Origin of the sequence: Pseudomonas sp. WS 5051 (assembly GCF_012985715.1) — a bacterium.
Classification (GTDB): domain Bacteria; phylum Pseudomonadota; class Gammaproteobacteria; order Pseudomonadales; family Pseudomonadaceae; genus Aquipseudomonas; species Aquipseudomonas bubulae.
Genome location: NZ_JAAQWV010000005.1, coordinates 14,721 through 31,241, shown reverse-complemented (window position 1 = coordinate 31,241; position 16,521 = coordinate 14,721). Strand labels below are relative to the sequence as shown.

Genomic DNA, 16,521 nt, shown 5'->3' with positions numbered 1-16,521 from the left:
GCCCTTTGTAAGCGTGCCCGCAAGTACCTGCACACCCGGCTGGCCCATTGCGCGTAACAACGCCTACACTGCCACTCCGCGAAAGGAGCCTGCCATGTTGATTGTTGCTGATGAAAATATTCCGCTGATCGAAGAATTTTTTGCTGACTTCGGTGAAATACGCCGCTTGCCGGGGCGCCAGATCAACCGTGCAGACGTTCACGATGCCGATGTTTTGCTGGTGCGCTCGGTGACCAAAGTGGACCGCGAGCTGCTCGAAGGCAGTGCAGTGCGGTTTGTCGGAACCTGCACCATCGGCACTGATCACCTGGCGCTGGATTACTTCCAGCAGTCTGGTATCCACTGGTCCAGTGCTCCTGGCTGCAATGCCCGTGGCGTCGTGGACTACGTGCTCGGCAGCCTGCTGACGCTGGCTGAAATCGAAGGCGCCGACTTGACCCAGCGCACCTACGGCGTGATTGGTGCCGGTGAAGTGGGCGGTCGCCTGGTCAACGTCTTGCGTTCACTGGGTTTCAATGTGCTGGTTTGCGACCCGGTGCGGGCGGCGGCCGAGGGCGGTGACTATGTCAGCCTTGAGCACGTGATCGAGCAGTGCGATGTACTCAGCCTGCATACGCCGCTGGACAGGACCGGCGATTACCCGACCTGGCATCTGCTTGATCAGCAGCGGCTGGAACAGCTGAAACCGGGTACCTGGCTGATCAACGCCAGCCGCGGCCCGGTGGTGGATAATGCCGCGCTGCGTGAAGTTTTGACCCGCCGGGATGATCTGCAAGCGGTACTCGATGTATGGGAGGGTGAGCCGCAAGTAGACCGCGAACTGGCGGATCTGTGCGTGCTGGCCACCCCGCATATTGCCGGCTACAGCCTGGATGGCAAACAGCGGGGTACGGCACAGATTTATCAGGCATTGTGCGATTTTCTGGGGCATAGCCCTGAAGTCAAACTGGCCGACCTGCTGCCGTCCCCCTGGCTGGCCAAGGTTGAACTGAGTGCTGACAGCGACCCGGCATGGGCCCTGGCCATGCTCTGTCGCGGTGTGTACGACCCGCGCCGTGACGATGCCGACTTTCGCCGCAGTTTGAGTGGAACCGTCCAGGAGCAAAAGCTGGCATTCGACGGACTGCGCAAAAACTACCCGATTCGCCGCGAAATTGAAGGCTTGCCGGTGCATATAGCGGGTGATTCAGTGGCCCTGAAGCAACTGGTAAAAGCCTTGGGCGCCGTGCCGGTCTGAATGTGCAGGCCTAAAAAAACCGGCCCTACGCAGTAAGGCCGGTCAGTGACGCGAATGCTGTTTAATCATGTACAGGGTCTTGTTGGCAAGGATCAGCCCTTGCGTGATGGCGTGACCAGGCGTTGCTCCAGCTCATGGCAGGCGTCCTGAATCATCGCCTCGGTGATCAGGATCTCCTGACCATTCTCGTCGATAAACGCGCACCCCAGAGATTGCTGTGGCTGGGTACGAATCACCGGTACGGCTTGAGCGTTCTGTTGCAAATCCATGGCCTGTCTCCTCATCAGGGTGTAGCGCTACTGTAGATCCGCTTAATGACCAAGCTGTTACAAACTTGGCGACTACCCCAGTCCAACAGAAATATCCTGAAACTTCCAGCCCGACTTTAGAACATTACTGTCTAGGGTTTGTGGTGACAGGTCATATTCAAAACGAGTGAGAAAGATTTACCGGTTTTAGGCGAACTTCGTTGTAGGCTGTGTAAGGCTTTTTACGCTGATCCTCACTGCGGATACCCTCCCATGCTTTCTTCCCGTCATCGCCGCGCCATTCGTCTGGCAGCGCATTTTATTGCACCCTATCGTTGGCAGGTTCTTGGCGCCCTGTTGGCGCTGATTGTTACGGCGGGTATTACCTTGTCGATGGGGCAGGGCATCCGTCTATTGGTAGACAAGGGTTTCATGACCCAGTCAGCGCATTTGCTAAACCAGTCCATCGGCTTTTTTCTGTTGCTGGTGCTGGGCTTGTCAGTGGGCACTTTCGTGCGCTTTTACCTGGTGTCATGGATCGGTGAGCGGGTGGTCGCCGATATTCGGCGCCAGGTGTTCAATCACCTGATCGGTCTGCACCCGGGGTTCTACGAGAACAACCGCAGCTCGGAAATCCAGTCGCGGCTGACCACGGATACGACCTTGCTGCAGTCGGTGATCGGTTCATCGCTGTCGTTGTTCCTGCGCAACAGCCTGATGGTGATCGGCGGCGTGGTGCTGTTGTTTGTCACCAACCCCAAGCTCACCAGTATCGTGGTGGTGGCCTTGCCACTGGTGCTGGTGCCCATCCTGTTTTTTGGTCGCCGGGTGCGCAGTCTGTCGCGCCAGAGCCAGGACCGTATCGCTGATGTCGGCAGTTATGTCGCCGAGGCCCTGGGCCAGATCAAGACGGTGCAGGCTTATAACCATCAACAGCAAGACCAGCAACGCTTTGCCAGTACCGTGGAGCAGGCGTTTGCCACTGCCCGCAAACGCATCCTGCAACGGGCGTGGTTGATCACGCTGGTGATCTTGCTGGTGCTGGGCGCCGTGGGGGTGATGCTGTGGGTCGGCGGCATGGACGTGATCGCCGGGCGCATCACCGGCGGCGAGCTGGCCGCCTTTGTGTTTTACAGCCTGGTGGTGGGCAGCGCATTCGGCACCCTGAGCGAAGTGATTGGCGAGTTGCAACAGGCGGCGGGCGCGGCCGAGCGAATTGCCGAGCTGTTGCAGGCGAAAAGCTTGATCCTGCCACCGAGCACGGATTTGCGCGTGTTACCCGCACGGGTGAAGGGCAATTTGCAGCTTGAAAACTTGCGCTTTTCTTACCCTTCACGGCCCGAAAGCCATGCGATCGATGGCCTGAGCCTGACGATCAATGCGGGAGAAACCCTGGCGCTGGTCGGCCCTTCCGGGGCGGGCAAGTCAACATTGTTCGACTTGTTGCTGCGCTTTTACGATCCGCAACAAGGGCAAATCCTGCTTGAAGGGCAGCCGATCACTCAGCTTGACCCGCAAGACCTGCGTCGTTGTTTTGCCCTGGTGGCGCAAACACCTGCGCTGTTTTTCGGCACCATTGAAGACAACATCCGGTATGGCAATGCTGCTGCCAGCGATGAGCAAGTCGAAGCGGCGGCGCGAATTGCCCACGCCCACGACTTTATCCTGCAAATGCCTGAGGGCTATAAAACTCACCTGGGTGATGGTGGCCTGGGCTTGTCGGGCGGTCAGCGCCAGCGTCTGGCGATTGCCCGGGCGTTGCTGGTGGATGCGCCGATCCTGTTGCTGGACGAGGCCACCAGTGCCCTGGATGCCCAAAGCGAGCATCTGATCCAGCAGGCTTTGCCGAGCCTGATGCAAGGCCGTACCACACTGGTGATTGCCCACCGTCTGGCCACCGTGCAAAACGCTGATCGTATCGCGGTAATGGATCAGGGCAAGCTGGTCGCCATCGGCACCCATGCCCAATTAATCGCCGCCAACCCGCTGTATGCACGCTTGGCGGCGTTGCAGTTCAACGTAGGGGTGTAGCTGTGGGAGCGGGCTTGCTCGCGATGGCATCAACGCGATTCAACAGACAGACCGGGTCGTCTGTATCGCGAGCAAGCCCGCTCCCACATGGCAGCATCAAGACAGTTGCTGCCAGAGGGAGATTTAGCGGTACTCACACAGGTAGGCGGTATCCACTGCGACCTTGAGCTGAAACTTGCTGTTGGCCGGCACGTTGAACTGGCTGCCGGTCTTGAAGGTTTCATATTCGCTGCTGCCCGGCAACTTGACGCTCAGCTCGCCCGAGACCACGTGCATGATTTCACGCTCGGCGGTGCCGAACTCGTATTCACCTGCAGCCATGACGCCAATGGTGGCCTTGCCTTCGGTTTGGGCGAAGGCAATCGACTTGACGGTGCCGTCGAAGTATTCGTTGACTTTAAACATGGCGATTCCTCGGAATGGGCTAAAAAGGGCTGGCCAGTATGCAGAAGCGGTTTTATCCCGTCACGCCCTTTTATGGCCGTCACCCCTTGAGCACCAGCGGCAATAAACGCGCAGTATTACGGGCATCTTCCAGGGCCCGGTGCTGTTGACCATTGAATTGCATTCCGGCCAGTTGCAACGCGCTGTTCAGGCCCAGCGGCTGCTTTAACTGGCGGGCCCTGGCAAATTGCTGCTTGAGGTTCATATGCGGCAATTGCTGCAGGGCGCTGTGCAGTTGTTTGTGCTGCCATTCCTGTTCCAGTTGTTTTCGGTCGTACTCGCCCCAGCTGGCCCAGCCTTCAAGCTTGGGCAAGTGCTGGCCGAGCCAGCGTTCAAATTGCTCCCAAACCAAAGGCATCGATGCAGCGGCATCAATCTTGGCCTGGGTGATACGGGTCAGTTGCCGACAGAAAGGGGTCAACAGCGGACGACGTTGCGGGCGAATAAATCGCTGAAAATGATCCACCTCACGACCTGCGCGGGTGACCACGCTGGCGCCGATTTCGATCACTTCCATTTCCTCCAGGGGCCAGCCGCCATCATCGGTAGTGGCTTCCAGGTCAATTACCAGGCAGTGAGGCATGTGCAGCTTCCTTTAACAGCATCGGCGTTGAAGTTGGAGCGTAGCTAAAACACTGAGCACGGTGCTTATTTTGTAGTGGGCCAGTCGACCCCTTGCTTGCTAGTCTATATGCGCTTTAATGGTGTGCGTGCCCGATCTCAGGTCGTGTGTCGATCAATAAGTTCCAGCCATGAACGGCGTCAGGTGTGTATGGTTTTGAAGTGTTCGCCAATTCAATTGGCCCACAGCCTGTTGCTGACCCTGGGAATGGGCTGGCTGGCACCGGTGTGGGCGATTCAGGAAATCAGGGTTGGAGCTGCGCACTTTCCGCCTTATATCGTACGTCCCGAGCGCGGCACCGACACGGGCCTGTTGTCGCAACTGCTTGCAGCCCTCAACCAGTTGCAAGGCGACTACCGCTTTGTCCTTGTGCCCAGTTCCATTGCCCGGCGTGTGCGTGACTTCGAGCGTGGGCGGGTGGACATGCTGATGTTCGAGAACCCGGCCTGGGGCTGGCAGGCGTTCTCCTATGCTGCAGTTGATATGGGCCTGGAAGACGCTGAAGTGTTTGTTGCCCGGCAGCATCCTGACCGTGAACAAGGCTATTTTGATGACCTCAAGGGCAAGCGCCTCGCCCTGTACAGCGGCTATCACTATGCTTTTGCCGGGTTCAACGCCTCGCCGAAATTTCTCACCGAGACCTTCGGCGCAACCCTGACCTATTCCCACGAAAGCAATTTATTGATGGTCTTGAGGGGGCGGGCGGATATTGCCTTGATGACACGTTCCAACCTGATCGACATGCTGGGCTGCGACCCGCAGGCCAAGGCGCAGGTGATGGTGTCAGAGCGTATCGATCAGACTTATCGTCACTTCGCCCTGCTGCGGCCACAGGCACCGATCCAGAGTCAGCAGTTTGCACAAATGCTGCAAAAGCTGCGCGACAACGGCCAGTTGAAGGCGATTTTTGCGCCTTACAAAATTGCCGTGGTTGAGATGTAGGAAGGTGCAAGCCCGGTTGTATCAACGCCGCGCGTAGGTATCTGCGTGGGTGCCCGACACTGCGCGGCAATGGATCAGGGCATCGCGGATCATGAAGTTGACCAGGGTGGGAGATACGCCCAGTTCCTTGGCAATATCTTTTTGCTGTACGCCATGCAGGCGATACATCTCGAAGGCATAACGGGTACGGCTTGGCAGCTCGGTGAGTGCCACCGCGATATGTTCCAGAGTCGAGAAATTGATCAGCGAGGTTTCCGGGGAGGCGCCGTGGATCACCACGTTCATGCCTTCTTCTTCGGTGCCGGAGTATTTTTGCTCCAGCGCCTGCTTGCGGTAGTGGTCAATTGCCAGGTTACGCACGATCTGGAACAGGTAGCTCAGTTGTGCCTTGAACGATGAAGTGATCTGCGGCGCGGACTGCAAACGGAAGAAGGCATCCTGAACCACATCTTCAGCCCGGTATCGGCAGCCCGTTATGCGGGCTGCGATTTTGACCAGGACCAGTCGGTTATCAACAAAGGCTTGAAGTAGGGGTGAGTCGCACTTGCCTGTGGACATTGGTTCCGTCATGGAGATCACCTGCTGCGAATGAGTGAGTGAGGACCTCTTCGTGGGAGGCGTCCTACACAGCTGTTCACAAGCTAGGCTTAATGATAATGATTGTCAATTGAGAAATAGAATTAATAGCGCTGCAGGTGATGAACTGAGACATGCCTCACGCCAGCATCGGCGTGGGCTGCGAACGCTTTGTAGCGCGATCGCAGCCCTCGGGTTTTACTTGGGCCCCAGGATCTGGACCAGTTTCTCCGGCGATGGCGCGCCTTGCTGCTGTTGCAGGTTGCCTTGTGCGTCCTGGTAGAAAATGGCCGGGGTGGCGGCCACGTCCAGCTCTTCCATCAACTTGGCATTGGCATCGAGCTTGGCTTGAATGTCAGCCGGGATTTTGGCCAGGGGCTTGAGGCTACTGGCCTTGCCGGCTTTTTCGTGTTCGTGCAGGGCTTGCTGCGGGTCCTTGGCGGCCAGCAGGGCGGCAGATTTGGCCGGGCTGTCTTCGCGGATGATGCCCACCATGATATGGCGCAATTGCACTTTGCCCGAGTCAACCCAAGGGCGGGCCTGCTCCCAGAACATGTTGCAGTACGGGCAGTTGGGGTCGCTGAACAAGTACACGATGCGCGGTGCATCCGCTTTGCCGTCGGCAATCCAGTTGCTCTTCTCCATTTCGCCCCAGACCTGCTTGGCCATTGGCTCGTACACCAGCTTCTGCAGGGGCGCCAGGCTCAGGTCTTTGCCGTCGGCATCATATAGATTACCCACCAGAACGTTACCGTCCTGGGTCAGGTACAGCGCCATGCCACGGTTCTGGTACTGGGCGGCATAGCCACGCAAGCCGCCGGGAGCATCGAAGCTGCCAATGATTTTTGCACCCTTGGCTTCAATCTTCTTGATCGCCGGCGGCAGCTCTTCTGCCTGCAATACAGGCGATTGCAGGAGCGCAGCTCCCAGCAGGGAGGCCATGCCCAGGGTTAGCAGTTTGCGGTTAAACATTTTTGCTCATTCCTTGCAGGGTCGACCTGTTGGGCCGACATTGAATGGTTCAGATTGAAAGGCTCCATGGCCCGGGCCAGACTGGCTTTTGACAGCTCGCCCAAATGACTGCCCAGCAGTCGACCATCAGCGCTGTAGAACAGCGTAGTCGGCAGGGCCATCGAACCGACTTTTTGTGCCAACTGGCCGCCGCTGTCGAACAGCACGTTGCTGAGGTTCAGACCCTGGGTTTCAAGGAAGGTGCTGACGCTCTGCATGCTCTCGCCCTGATTGACGAACAGGAAGGTCACGTTTTGATGTTGATGCTGGGCGTTTTGCAGCACCGGCATTTCGCGCCGGCACGGCGGGCACCAGGTGGCCCACAGATTGATCACCAGCGGGCCGCCCTGATAGCTGCTCAACTGCACCGACTCGCCATTGGCATTGCGCAATACCATTTCCGGCAGGCGCGTGCCTTTTTCGTAAAGGCTGGACGACAGGCTGGCCAGCAGCCAGAACGCCAGCCCGCTGGCCAGCCCCCAACCTAGCGGGCGACGCAAACCGACGCGGTGCCAGCCCCAGATAAGCCCACCCAGCAGTACCGCCACCAACCCCGGCCACAGTAAAAAACCGCCATCGCGCAGGTCGAGAATTTGCAGCGGGTCGTCCTTGAAGTAGCGCCAGTAGCTGAGCACAAAGCCGATGCGTGCGCTCAGCAAACCCAGTAAGAACAGGCTGAACAGCACTGATTCGGGGTTTTCACCACCGCGTTTGGCCACACGCCACCCCACCAGTGTCGCCAGGGCAAGGGCCAGTATCAGCAGCAAGTGGTTGATGGCCAGCGCAAACGAACCGATGGTCAGGGTCAGCATTTAGAGGAGTTCCCGAGTGGCGTTCCAGTTATTCAAAAAGGTCTGGGCGTTGACTTCGCCAGTGATGCGTTGTCCGCGCCGCTCAACACCATTGGGGCCGATCCAGACAAAACTGGGCGGGCCGGGTACTTGATAGCGGCTGAGCAGCTCGCGGCTGGCGACATTATCGGCGGTCACGTCAAGACGCAACAGGCGCACGCCTTGCAGGGCATCCATCACCTGGGGTTTGGCAAATACCTGCTTCTCCATGACCTTGCATGACACGCACCAGTCGGCGTAGTAGTCGAGCATCACCCATTGGCCTGCTGCCTTGGCATCTGCCAGCTCGCGGTCCAGGCTGGCCGGGTCCTTGAGGGTGATAAAGGCGTCATGGGCGGAGTTTGTCGTGCTGCCCGCCACGGTTGTGGCGGTATACACCTGCAGCGGTTGCCACAGCTCGGTCCCGCCCCCGGCCGCTCCCACCAGCAACAGGCTGCCCCACAGGCCGGCCAGCAGGCTGAGCGGGCGGAACAGCGGTTTGGCGCGAAGGAATGCCTGTGCCTGTTGCCACAGGCTGGACGCCAGAACGACCAGCAGCACGCCCCACAAACCGACCCACAAGGATTCATCGAGGACCGGGCGTACCAGCAACAGCGCAGTACCCAGGAACAAAAAGCCGAACAGGCCTTTCATCAGGTTCATCCACGCACCGGGCTTGGGCAGGAAACGGCTGCCCACGGTGACCAGCAGCAACAACGGCACGCCAATGCCCAGGCCCATCACAAACAGCACCAGGCCACCTTCAACGGCGTTGCCGCTTTGCGCGATATACAACAGGGCACCGGCCAGCGGTGCGGTCATGCAGGGGCCCACCAGCAGGCCAGAGAGGGCACCCAGAATACCCGCACCCAGCAAGCTGCCGCCCTTGCGGCCACGCCCGGCGCTTTCCAGGCGGTCACGCAGGCCGGCAGGCAGTTGCAGTTCAAAAAAACCGAACATTGGCAGTGCCAGCACTACGAACAGGGCAGCAAAACTACCCAGCAACCAGGGTTGTTGCAGCAACGCCTGCAAGTTGGCGCCGAGCAGGGCCGCCAGCACGCCCAGCCCGGCATACACCAGCGCCATGCTGATCACATAACTGCCGGCCACGGCAAAACCGCGCCCGGCCGTGGCGCCACTGCCCACCACCAGCCCGGCCAGAATCGGCAGCATGGGCAGCGAGCAAGGCGTAAAGGCCAGCAGCAGGCCCAGGCCGAAGAACAGCAGCAGGCTCCAGCCCAGGGAGCGCTGCTGCAAGGTGGCCGCCAGCGACTGGTCCTGGGCCTGACCCTGCGCTGCGGCAGACTGCATGCCGCCCAAATCGATGGTCCGGCTTTGTGGCGGATAGCACAGGCCGGCATCGGCGCAGCCTTGCCAGCTGACCTTGACCTGACCGCTGGCACCTGCCGGAATCACTAGCGCAACGTTGTCGCGATACACCTCTGTGGCGCCAAAAAACTCATCGCTGTGTTCCAGCCCTTTAGGCAACTCGGGTGTGTGTGCGGCATCCAGCCCGTCAAACTTGAAGCGCTTTTTATACAGATAGTACTTGTCGGCTATTTTCCACTGCAGGCGGGTTTCACCAGAGGGCAGATCTTCGCTGCTGAACACAAACGCCTTGGCGACCGGAAGGAAGTCCGGCTTTTGTGCAAACGGATCTTCACTGGCATGCGCCTGGCTAAAACCGGCGACCAGCAGCAGGAGAAAGAAAAACAAACGAGACATGCGCCCAACCTTGGAGTGTACGGATACGCCACACCTTGGCGGGCGTTGATTAACCGAGTGTTAATACGCGAGAGGTTCAAGCCGGTTGAGGGCTTAGAGCAAGCAGGCGCGCAGGCGGAATTCGGACAGCAGCGGGTAGTGCTCACGCCACTCATGGGCAATCTCTTTGGCAGTAATGACTTGGGCCGGGCCCAGCTCCGACTCAAGATGATGGAGTTTGTCCTGGATATTATAGGGATTGCTCCCCCGGCCCTTTACCTGGTTGACCAGCCATAACAGGGCATACCCCCCTGTGTAATCGGCTTCGAAACCGCTGACGATATCGTTATGGGTGCCATCGCTGTTCATGCCGGTCAGGGCCAGGCCATATTGCTGGACAGCATTGATGCTGCCGGCCTGGGCTTCCTTGAGTATCCAGTGTTGAATAAGCGCAAAGTTCCGGCGGTTTTCAATGCGGTTCGCAAACCAGTTCATGGCAGGAGGATATCCACCATAGGCTGAGCTGCTGATCAGTTCATAGATGACTTCTTGGGGATCCTCGGCGCTGGCCAGCATTGTTGGGTTTTTATCGTAGAGGGTTGCCAGCAAGTATTGAGCGATGGCATGTCCTGATGCCGCCGAATGCTTTAGCCAATTCAGATCCCTGGTCAAGGCATACATGTCCAGCAGTGCTTCGGGGGTATGGACTCGCAAGCCGCTTTCGAGCTGTGCGCGCACTTTTACGTTCCACGCATCGCCGCCCAGACGCAGCATCGCGTCAATATTGCCGTGCTCCGCGGCAGCCTCGTAGAGGGGCATATACTGCGCCTTGAGGGTGATCTGCAGTCTTTCGATCATCTGTGAGGCCTGTGTTACCAGGTGCCAGTGATGCTCTTTCTGGAGACTGATTTGCGTTATCCCTGCAATTTGTCGCCTGAGCGTGGTGATCTGGGACGAGATTTCAGTAGGGCTATGCTCGATGATGCTGGCCAGTGCAAACTGAGCCTCGGCATCGCCCACCGTCGCGGGTAATTGCAAAAACTGCCGGGCATGTTCAAAGGCGCCAAGGTCGTAAAGACGCATGCCTTTTTGATGAAGTGTGGTGTAGGTGGGGAGCCCTTCGAAGAGCCACGAAAACTCATCACTGGGTGCCAGCATGTGAAGTTCCTTCAGGTTGTTGGCGAGGCGATCTCCAGATTAGGGATGGATTGGAGTGCGAGTGCGTTACATAAATAGGCACTGTCCGCACCGCGCACAGTGCCACGAGCCACGGTTTGCCAAGGCATAATCGGGCCTTAATCCCATGACCTTTTAATCGGCTTATTTACGCGGGTATCAGCATGCATGTACTGGTTTGCGAAGACGACGAACTGATTGCCAGCGGCATCAAGGCCGGGCTGACGGCACAGGGGCTGACGGTTGAGCATGTGAGTACCGCCGCCGCAGCACGGGCCATGCTCAAGGCTGCCGAGTTCGACGTCATGGTGCTCGACCTGGGCCTGCCCGATGAAGATGGCCTCAAGCTGCTGCAGCAGTTGCGCCAGCAGGGCCTTGAATTGCCGGTGCTGATCCTGACCGCCCGTGACTCGGTCACCGACCGTGTCGACGGCCTGCAGGCCGGTGCCGATGACTACCTGCTCAAGCCCTTCGACCTGCGTGAACTCGCTGCCCGCCTGCATACCTTGTTGCGCAGGGTGGCCGGGCGCAGCGTCAACCTGATCGAACATGGCAGCCTGACCTACGACCCCAGCAGCCGCGTGACCCTTCTGGGCGGCCAGCCGGTGGACTTGTCCCGTCGCGAGCAGGCGCTGCTGCAAGCCTTGCTGCACAACCGTGGACGGGTGCTGTCCAGCGAGCAACTCAAGGACAGCATCTACGGTTTTGGCGACGAGCTGGAAAGCAACGCCTTGAACGTGCATATCCATCATCTGCGACGCAAATTGGGTAACGGTATCGTTGAGACCGTGCGTGGCCTGGGCTATCGCCTGGGCCCGGCCGACAGCGCAGAGTCCGAAGCACGATGAGCTTGCGTCTGCGTCTGAGCCTGACCATCGGTTCGGCGTTTGTGCTGGTGTGGGCTCTGGCTGCGGCCTGGATGCTCAGCGACCTGCGTCAGCAGATGATGTTCTCCCTCGACCAGCGCCTGGTGGCCTCGGCTCGCATGGTCGCCGGGTTGCTGGAGCAGCTACCGCAATTGCCGGTCAAGGGCGAGGGCACCCATTTCAGTGCCGAGCAACTGACCATCCCCGGCGGCATGGCCTGCCAGGTCAGTTCGCTGCGCGGCGAGGTTCTGGCTCGCAGCCACAACAACCCTGACCAGCCGATGCAATCCCAGGCGGCGGGTTTTCATGATCAGGTCATCGATGGCGCGACCTGGCGCACTTTCACCCTGGACCGTGGCGATGTGCGTATCACCACGGCCGATCGTCAGGTCGAGCGCGAGGCCTTGAACCTGTCGGTGCTGCTGGCGGCCTCGGTGCCGGTGGGCATGGCATTGATCGTCTGCTTGCTGCTGCTGTGGCTGGGGATCGGCCAGGGGCTGGCGCCACTCAATCGCATGCGCGATGCCCTGATGCGCCGTGATGCCGATTCGTTGCAGCCGTTGCACATTTCACCGTTGCCCGGCGAACTGAAACCGCTGCTCGATTCACAGAACCAGCTGTTTGCCCGTATCGCCAAGACCATCGAGCGTGAACGCCGCCTGACCGGCGATGCGGCCCACGAGCTGCGCAGCCCGCTGACCGCGATCAAGACCCACCTGCAAGTGGCGCGCATGACCGACGGCGAGGCCCGCGAACAGTCACTGGCCCATGCCGAGGCCGGTGCCGACCGCCTGCACCGCACTCTGGAGCAATTGCTGTTGCTGGCGCGGGTCGAGGGCAGCCTGTCGTTTGACGACGGGGTCAATTGTTCGGCCGCACAGGTGGCGCATTTCGCGGTGCACGATGCGGCGGCTGGCGATGGTGAGCGTATCTGCCTGCAGCTGCCGCCCGATCTCCCGGACACGGCGCTTGAAGTGCCTTCGGTACTGGCCATCGCTGCGCTGCGCAACTTGCTGGACAACGCCTTGCGTCATACCCCGGCGGGCACCCGGGTGGAGTTGACCGTGGCCGTTGAAGGTTCACAGGTTAAATACCAGGTCCGTGACCACGGCCCCGGTATCCCTGCCGAAACCCTGCAACACATGACCCAGCGCTTCTGGCGCAATGGCAACAGCAACGGCTGCGGCCTGGGCCTGGCGATTGTTCAGGCGATTGTCGAGCGTTGCCGCTGTGAACTGAGATTCGACAGCCAGCCCGATGGTTTGCGGGTTGAATTGCGCATGCCGTTGAAAAGGAGCGCTTGAGGCGCATCCTCTGTGGGAGCGGGCTTGCTCGCGATACAGGCAACGGGGTCTTGCAGGTCGTTTGAGGTGATGCCATCGCGAGTAAGCCCGCTCCCACAATAAGAGCGACTTTCGGCCGCCCACGGTACGAATACGCTCCAATGTACTGATTTCGTTACAACTTCAGTCGGACCATGGTTTACAGTACCCGCGCTCCAATGAACCACCCGCAAACGCTTATTTGTGGAGTGATTCCATTACACACAAACAGACTCCACGGCGCATAAACGGCCCGCTTGACCTCTTGTACGGTGCTGGCACAGAACGTGCTCATGTCCCTTTGTCCGCTCTGTGTAAACATGATGTTTATCTGGTCCAGGGACCCCGTACAAGAACAATAAAGAGGATGATTCATGCAAAATCACCGACCTGATACCCAGGAACCGGAGCTGCAACGCAGCCTGTCCAATCGCCATATCCAGCTGATCGCCATTGGCGGTGCCATCGGTACCGGTCTGTTCATGGGCTCGGGCAAGACCATCAGCCTCGCCGGTCCCTCGATCATCTTCGTCTACATGATCATCGGCTTTATGTTGTTTTTCGTGATGCGTGCCATGGGCGAGCTGTTGCTGTCCAACCTCAAGTACAAATCCTTTATCGACTTCTCCGCAGACCTGCTGGGCCCCATGGCCGGATACTTCACCGGCTGGACCTACTGGTTCTGCTGGATTGTGACCGGCATTGCCGATGTGATCGCGATCTCCGGCTATACCCATTTCTGGTTCCCCGATATCCCGTTATGGCTGCCTGCCATCGGCTGCGTCGCGTTGCTGCTGTCACTGAACCTGATCACGGTGAAGATGTTCGGCGAACTGGAGTTCTGGTTTGCCATGATCAAGATCGTGGCCATTTGCGCACTGGTCTGCACCGGGCTGTATATGGTGACCACGGCGTTTCAGTCACCCACCGGCAATTCGGCATCGCTGGCCAACCTGTGGAATGACGGCGGCATGTTCCCCCATGGGCTGATGGGCTTTTTCGCCGGTTTCCAGATTGCCGTGTTTGCCTTTGTCGGCATCGAGCTGGTGGGCACCACTGCGGCGGAGACCAAAAACCCGGAGCGCAACCTGCCGCGGGCGATCAACTCGATTCCGCTGCGTATCATCATGTTCTACGTGTTTGCGCTGATTGCGATCCTGGCGGTCACCCCGTGGCGTGATGTGGTGGCTGACAAAAGCCCGTTCGTTGAACTGTTCATGCTCGCCGGTTTGCCCGCAGCCGCAGGCATCATCAATTTTGTGGTGTTGACCTCGGCAGCGTCTTCGGCCAACAGCGGTGTGTTCTCCACCAGCCGCATGCTGTTCGGTCTGGCAATGGATGGCGACGCGCCGAGCAAGTTCAAGAACCTGTCGAGCCGTGCGGTACCGTCCAATGGCCTGATCTTCTCCTGCATCTGTCTGCTGGCGGGCGCGCTGGTGATTTATGTGGTGCCCAACCTGATGGAGGCCTTCACCCTGATCACCACGGTATCGGCCACCTTGTTCATGTTTGTGTGGACCATGATCCTGCTGTCCTACCTGGCCTATCGTAAAAAGCGCGATCACCTGCACCGTGCCTCGAAGTACAAAATGCCGGGTGGCAAGTTCATGGTCTGGGTGTGCCTGACCTTCTTCGTGTTTATCCTGACTTTGCTGGCGCTGGAAGATGACACTCGCCAGGCGCTGTACATGGTGCCGGTGTGGTTTGTGGTGCTGGGCCTGGGCTATCGCACGGTGCTGCGCAACAAGCAGGAGGCTGCGGACCTGGCTTGCCAGACCGACTGATGGCCGCTTCACGACATTGATTCTGCCCGGGGGGCGGCACAGGGCGTGCCGCCCCTCGTTGTTTGCTGTCAGGGAGTGCCAGGCCATGCGAATTCACGTTACCTTCAAAGACCGCGTCGGCATCACCCAGGAAATCCTGATGCTGCTGGGCGCGCGCAATCTCAACCTGGACGCGGTGGAGATGAGCCCGCCGAATGTCTATATCGATGCACCCACTCTGTCGCAAAAAGTGCTGGAGGAACTCCACCACGCCTTGCTGGGGGTAGCAGGGGTGCAGGCTGTGGACCTGGTGGACATCCTCCCGGGCCAGCGCCGCCGCCTGCAACTGGAGGCCTTGCTGGCCGCGATGAGCGACCCGGTGATGGCGGTGGATCCCGACGGCTGCGTGCTGCTGGCCAACCCCGGGCTGACGGATCTTTATGGCAGCGACCCCACCGGAGAGCCGTTGTCGAATCTGTTCGCGGCCCCTGACCTGGCCCGTACCCTGATCGATAAAGGCTTTCGCCTGCCCATGTGCGAAGTGAATTTCAAGGGTCGCGACCTGCTGCTCGATGCCACGCCCATCAGCGGCGGCAGGGATGTTCTGGTGGGCGGGCTGTTGACCCTGTATCCGCCGAGCCGTATCGGCGAGCGGCTGGCGTCCTTGTTGCGCGACCCGGCTGAAGGGCTGGAGGCATTGCTCGGCAAGTCGCTCGTGCTAGAAGAACTCAAGACGCGGCTGCACAAAGTGGCGAGCCTGGATGCGCCGCTGCTGATCCAGGGCGAAACCGGCACCGGCAAGGAACTGGTGGCCCACGCCTGTCATGCCATGAGCGCCCGCCGCGATGCGTCGTTCCTGGCCTTGAACTGTGCAGCGCTGCCCGAGAGCCTGGCCGAAAGCGAGTTGTTCGGCTATGCCGCCGGGGCCTTTACCGGTGCCCAGCGTGGCGGCAAACCGGGGCTGCTGGAGTTGGCAGACCGTGGCACGGTGTTTCTCGATGAGGTGGGGGAGATGTCTCCGTACCTGCAAGCCAAGCTGCTGCGGTTTCTCAGCGACGGCTGCTTTCGACGTATCGGCGGCGAGCGCGAAGTGCGGGTCAATGTGCGGGTGCTCTGCGCGACCCACCGCGACCTGGAGCGCATGGTGAGGGAGGGGACTTTCCGTGAGGATCTGTATTACCGTCTTAACGTCCTCAATTTGCTGGTGCCACCGTTGCGCGACCGTGGCATGGACATTCTGCTGTTGGCCGAACACTTTCTGCGCCAGGCCTGCGAACAGATTCACCGCTCGCCCTGTCAACTGGCTGTGGCGACCCATCCGCTGTTGCTGGGCAATCGCTGGGCGGGCAATGTTCGGCAACTGCAAAACGTCATCTTCCGCGCGGCAGCCACCAGCGAGGGCGATGTGATTGATTGTGGGGATCTGGAACTGGCGGGTACCGAGCTGACCGGCCAAAGGGCGGCCAGCGAAGAAGTGACCAGCCTGGAAGCGGCGGTGCAAGGCTTTGAAAAAACCTTGCTGGAGCGTTACTACGTGGCCTATCCATCGACCCGGCAGTTGGCCTCCAGGCTGCAGACGTCGCATACCGCCATTGGCCAGCGGTTGCGTAAATACGGCATAACCTCGCGTTCGTAACCCGCACCGCTGAACTGTAGATACTCTGTTGGAGATCAAGCCCTATTGTGGGAGCGAGCCTGCTCGCGAACGACCTTCGCGAGCAGGCTCGCTCCCACAGTTGCAGTTTTTCC

At 59.4% G+C, this 16,521-nt stretch carries 15 protein-coding genes; 7 read left to right on the top strand and 8 right to left on the bottom strand.

Features of this window, described 5'->3' with window-relative positions:
- The first annotated feature begins 94 nt into the window (after window positions 1–94).
- A complete protein-coding gene (gene pdxB / locus HBN79_RS09565) occupies window positions 95–1,237 on the top strand; it encodes a 4-phosphoerythronate dehydrogenase PdxB (protein ID WP_095002744.1) in 1,143 nt (380 codons plus the stop codon).
- Between the two features lie 92 nt (window positions 1,238–1,329).
- Here the strand turns inward: pdxB and HBN79_RS09560 are convergent, their stop codons facing one another.
- Window positions 1,330–1,506 carry a PA1571 family protein gene (locus tag HBN79_RS09560; RefSeq protein WP_165446486.1) on the bottom strand — a complete coding sequence of 59 codons (177 nt, stop codon included), beginning with the start codon at window positions 1,504–1,506 and terminating at the stop codon, window positions 1,330–1,332.
- Between the two features lie 252 nt (window positions 1,507–1,758).
- Here HBN79_RS09560 and HBN79_RS09555 point away from each other — a divergent pair, with 252 nt between their 5' ends.
- Complete coding sequence (locus HBN79_RS09555; RefSeq protein ID WP_169916652.1) at window positions 1,759–3,516, top strand: ABC transporter transmembrane domain-containing protein; 1,758 nt, start codon at window positions 1,759–1,761, stop codon at window positions 3,514–3,516.
- A gap of 123 nt (window positions 3,517–3,639) precedes the next feature.
- On the opposite strand, the gene HBN79_RS09550 is transcribed toward HBN79_RS09555, so the two are convergent.
- Together HBN79_RS09550 and HBN79_RS09545 are read right to left on the bottom strand one after the other, a co-directional pair.
- Window positions 3,640–3,921, bottom strand: coding sequence for a pyrimidine/purine nucleoside phosphorylase (locus HBN79_RS09550; RefSeq protein WP_016780320.1), 282 nt, complete (start codon window positions 3,919–3,921; stop codon window positions 3,640–3,642).
- 79 nt (window positions 3,922–4,000) lie between these two features.
- Window positions 4,001–4,543, bottom strand: coding sequence for an exonuclease domain-containing protein (locus HBN79_RS09545; protein ID WP_169916651.1), 543 nt, complete (start codon window positions 4,541–4,543; stop codon window positions 4,001–4,003).
- A 189-nt stretch (window positions 4,544–4,732) separates the two neighbouring features.
- Between HBN79_RS09545 and HBN79_RS09540 the strand changes: the two genes are divergently transcribed.
- Window positions 4,733–5,524 (top strand): ABC transporter substrate-binding protein, encoded by a 792-nt coding sequence (locus HBN79_RS09540; RefSeq protein WP_095018980.1) that lies wholly within the window; start codon window positions 4,733–4,735, stop codon window positions 5,522–5,524.
- 21 nt (window positions 5,525–5,545) lie between these two features.
- Here the strand turns inward: HBN79_RS09540 and HBN79_RS09535 are convergent, their stop codons facing one another.
- The 5 genes from HBN79_RS09535 to HBN79_RS09515 form a co-directional block, all read right to left on the bottom strand.
- Entirely contained in the window at window positions 5,546–6,094 is a 549-nt protein-coding gene (locus HBN79_RS09535) for an RNA polymerase factor sigma-70 (protein WP_095002740.1), read from the bottom strand.
- Window positions 6,095–6,298: 204 nt separating this feature from the next.
- Window positions 6,299–7,072 (bottom strand): thiol:disulfide interchange protein DsbG, encoded by a 774-nt coding sequence (gene dsbG, locus HBN79_RS09530; protein ID WP_095002739.1) that lies wholly within the window; start codon window positions 7,070–7,072, stop codon window positions 6,299–6,301.
- Window positions 7,051–7,923 carry a TlpA disulfide reductase family protein gene (locus HBN79_RS09525; protein WP_169916650.1) on the bottom strand — a complete coding sequence of 291 codons (873 nt, stop codon included), beginning with the start codon at window positions 7,921–7,923 and terminating at the stop codon, window positions 7,051–7,053. Before HBN79_RS09525 ends, dsbG begins: the two co-directional genes overlap by 22 nt.
- Window positions 7,924–9,666, bottom strand: coding sequence for a protein-disulfide reductase DsbD (gene dsbD, locus HBN79_RS09520; RefSeq protein ID WP_095039345.1), 1,743 nt, complete (start codon window positions 9,664–9,666; stop codon window positions 7,924–7,926).
- 93 nt (window positions 9,667–9,759) lie between these two features.
- Window positions 9,760–10,803: a hypothetical protein gene (locus tag HBN79_RS09515; RefSeq protein ID WP_169916649.1), complete on the bottom strand. Its 1,044-nt coding sequence runs from the start codon at window positions 10,801–10,803 to the stop codon at window positions 9,760–9,762.
- A 182-nt stretch (window positions 10,804–10,985) separates the two neighbouring features.
- Here HBN79_RS09515 and HBN79_RS09510 point away from each other — a divergent pair, with 182 nt between their 5' ends.
- The 4 genes from HBN79_RS09510 to HBN79_RS09495 all read left to right on the top strand — a co-directional run bounded on the left by HBN79_RS09510 (window position 10,986) and on the right by HBN79_RS09495 (window position 16,408).
- Entirely contained in the window at window positions 10,986–11,669 is a 684-nt protein-coding gene (locus HBN79_RS09510) for a response regulator (protein ID WP_095002735.1), read from the top strand.
- Window positions 11,666–12,991, top strand: coding sequence for an ATP-binding protein (locus HBN79_RS09505; protein WP_095002734.1), 1,326 nt, complete (start codon window positions 11,666–11,668; stop codon window positions 12,989–12,991). The genes HBN79_RS09510 and HBN79_RS09505 overlap by 4 nt, the downstream gene beginning before the upstream one ends.
- 392 nt (window positions 12,992–13,383) lie before the next feature.
- Window positions 13,384–14,793, top strand: coding sequence for a D-serine/D-alanine/glycine transporter (gene cycA / locus HBN79_RS09500; protein WP_095002733.1), 1,410 nt, complete (start codon window positions 13,384–13,386; stop codon window positions 14,791–14,793).
- Window positions 14,794–14,878: 85 nt separating this feature from the next.
- Window positions 14,879–16,408 (top strand): sigma-54-dependent transcriptional regulator, encoded by a 1,530-nt coding sequence (locus tag HBN79_RS09495; protein WP_169916648.1) that lies wholly within the window; start codon window positions 14,879–14,881, stop codon window positions 16,406–16,408.
- The last annotated feature ends 113 nt before the right edge of the window (window positions 16,409–16,521 follow it).

Bases quoted from the DNA above. Each gene is read 5' to 3' on its own strand.
- pdxB (WP_095002744.1), top strand. From the start codon at position 95: ATGTTGATTGTTGCTGATGAAAATATTCCGCTGATCGAAGAATTTTTT.
- HBN79_RS09560 (WP_165446486.1), bottom strand. From the start codon at position 1,506: ATGGATTTGCAACAGAACGCTCAAGCCGTACCGGTGATTCGTACCCAG.
- HBN79_RS09555 (WP_169916652.1), top strand. From the start codon at position 1,759: ATGCTTTCTTCCCGTCATCGCCGCGCCATTCGTCTGGCAGCGCATTTT.
- HBN79_RS09550 (WP_016780320.1), bottom strand. From the start codon at position 3,921: ATGTTTAAAGTCAACGAATACTTCGACGGCACCGTCAAGTCGATTGCC.
- HBN79_RS09545 (WP_169916651.1), bottom strand. From the start codon at position 4,543: ATGCCTCACTGCCTGGTAATTGACCTGGAAGCCACTACCGATGATGGC.
- HBN79_RS09540 (WP_095018980.1), top strand. From the start codon at position 4,733: ATGGTTTTGAAGTGTTCGCCAATTCAATTGGCCCACAGCCTGTTGCTG.
- HBN79_RS09535 (WP_095002740.1), bottom strand. From the start codon at position 6,094: ATGACGGAACCAATGTCCACAGGCAAGTGCGACTCACCCCTACTTCAA.
- dsbG (WP_095002739.1), bottom strand. From the start codon at position 7,072: ATGTTTAACCGCAAACTGCTAACCCTGGGCATGGCCTCCCTGCTGGGA.
- HBN79_RS09525 (WP_169916650.1), bottom strand. From the start codon at position 7,923: ATGCTGACCCTGACCATCGGTTCGTTTGCGCTGGCCATCAACCACTTG.
- dsbD (WP_095039345.1), bottom strand. From the start codon at position 9,666: ATGTCTCGTTTGTTTTTCTTTCTCCTGCTGCTGGTCGCCGGTTTTAGC.
- HBN79_RS09515 (WP_169916649.1), bottom strand. From the start codon at position 10,803: ATGCTGGCACCCAGTGATGAGTTTTCGTGGCTCTTCGAAGGGCTCCCC.
- HBN79_RS09510 (WP_095002735.1), top strand. From the start codon at position 10,986: ATGCATGTACTGGTTTGCGAAGACGACGAACTGATTGCCAGCGGCATC.
- HBN79_RS09505 (WP_095002734.1), top strand. From the start codon at position 11,666: ATGAGCTTGCGTCTGCGTCTGAGCCTGACCATCGGTTCGGCGTTTGTG.
- cycA (WP_095002733.1), top strand. From the start codon at position 13,384: ATGCAAAATCACCGACCTGATACCCAGGAACCGGAGCTGCAACGCAGC.
- HBN79_RS09495 (WP_169916648.1), top strand. From the start codon at position 14,879: ATGCGAATTCACGTTACCTTCAAAGACCGCGTCGGCATCACCCAGGAA.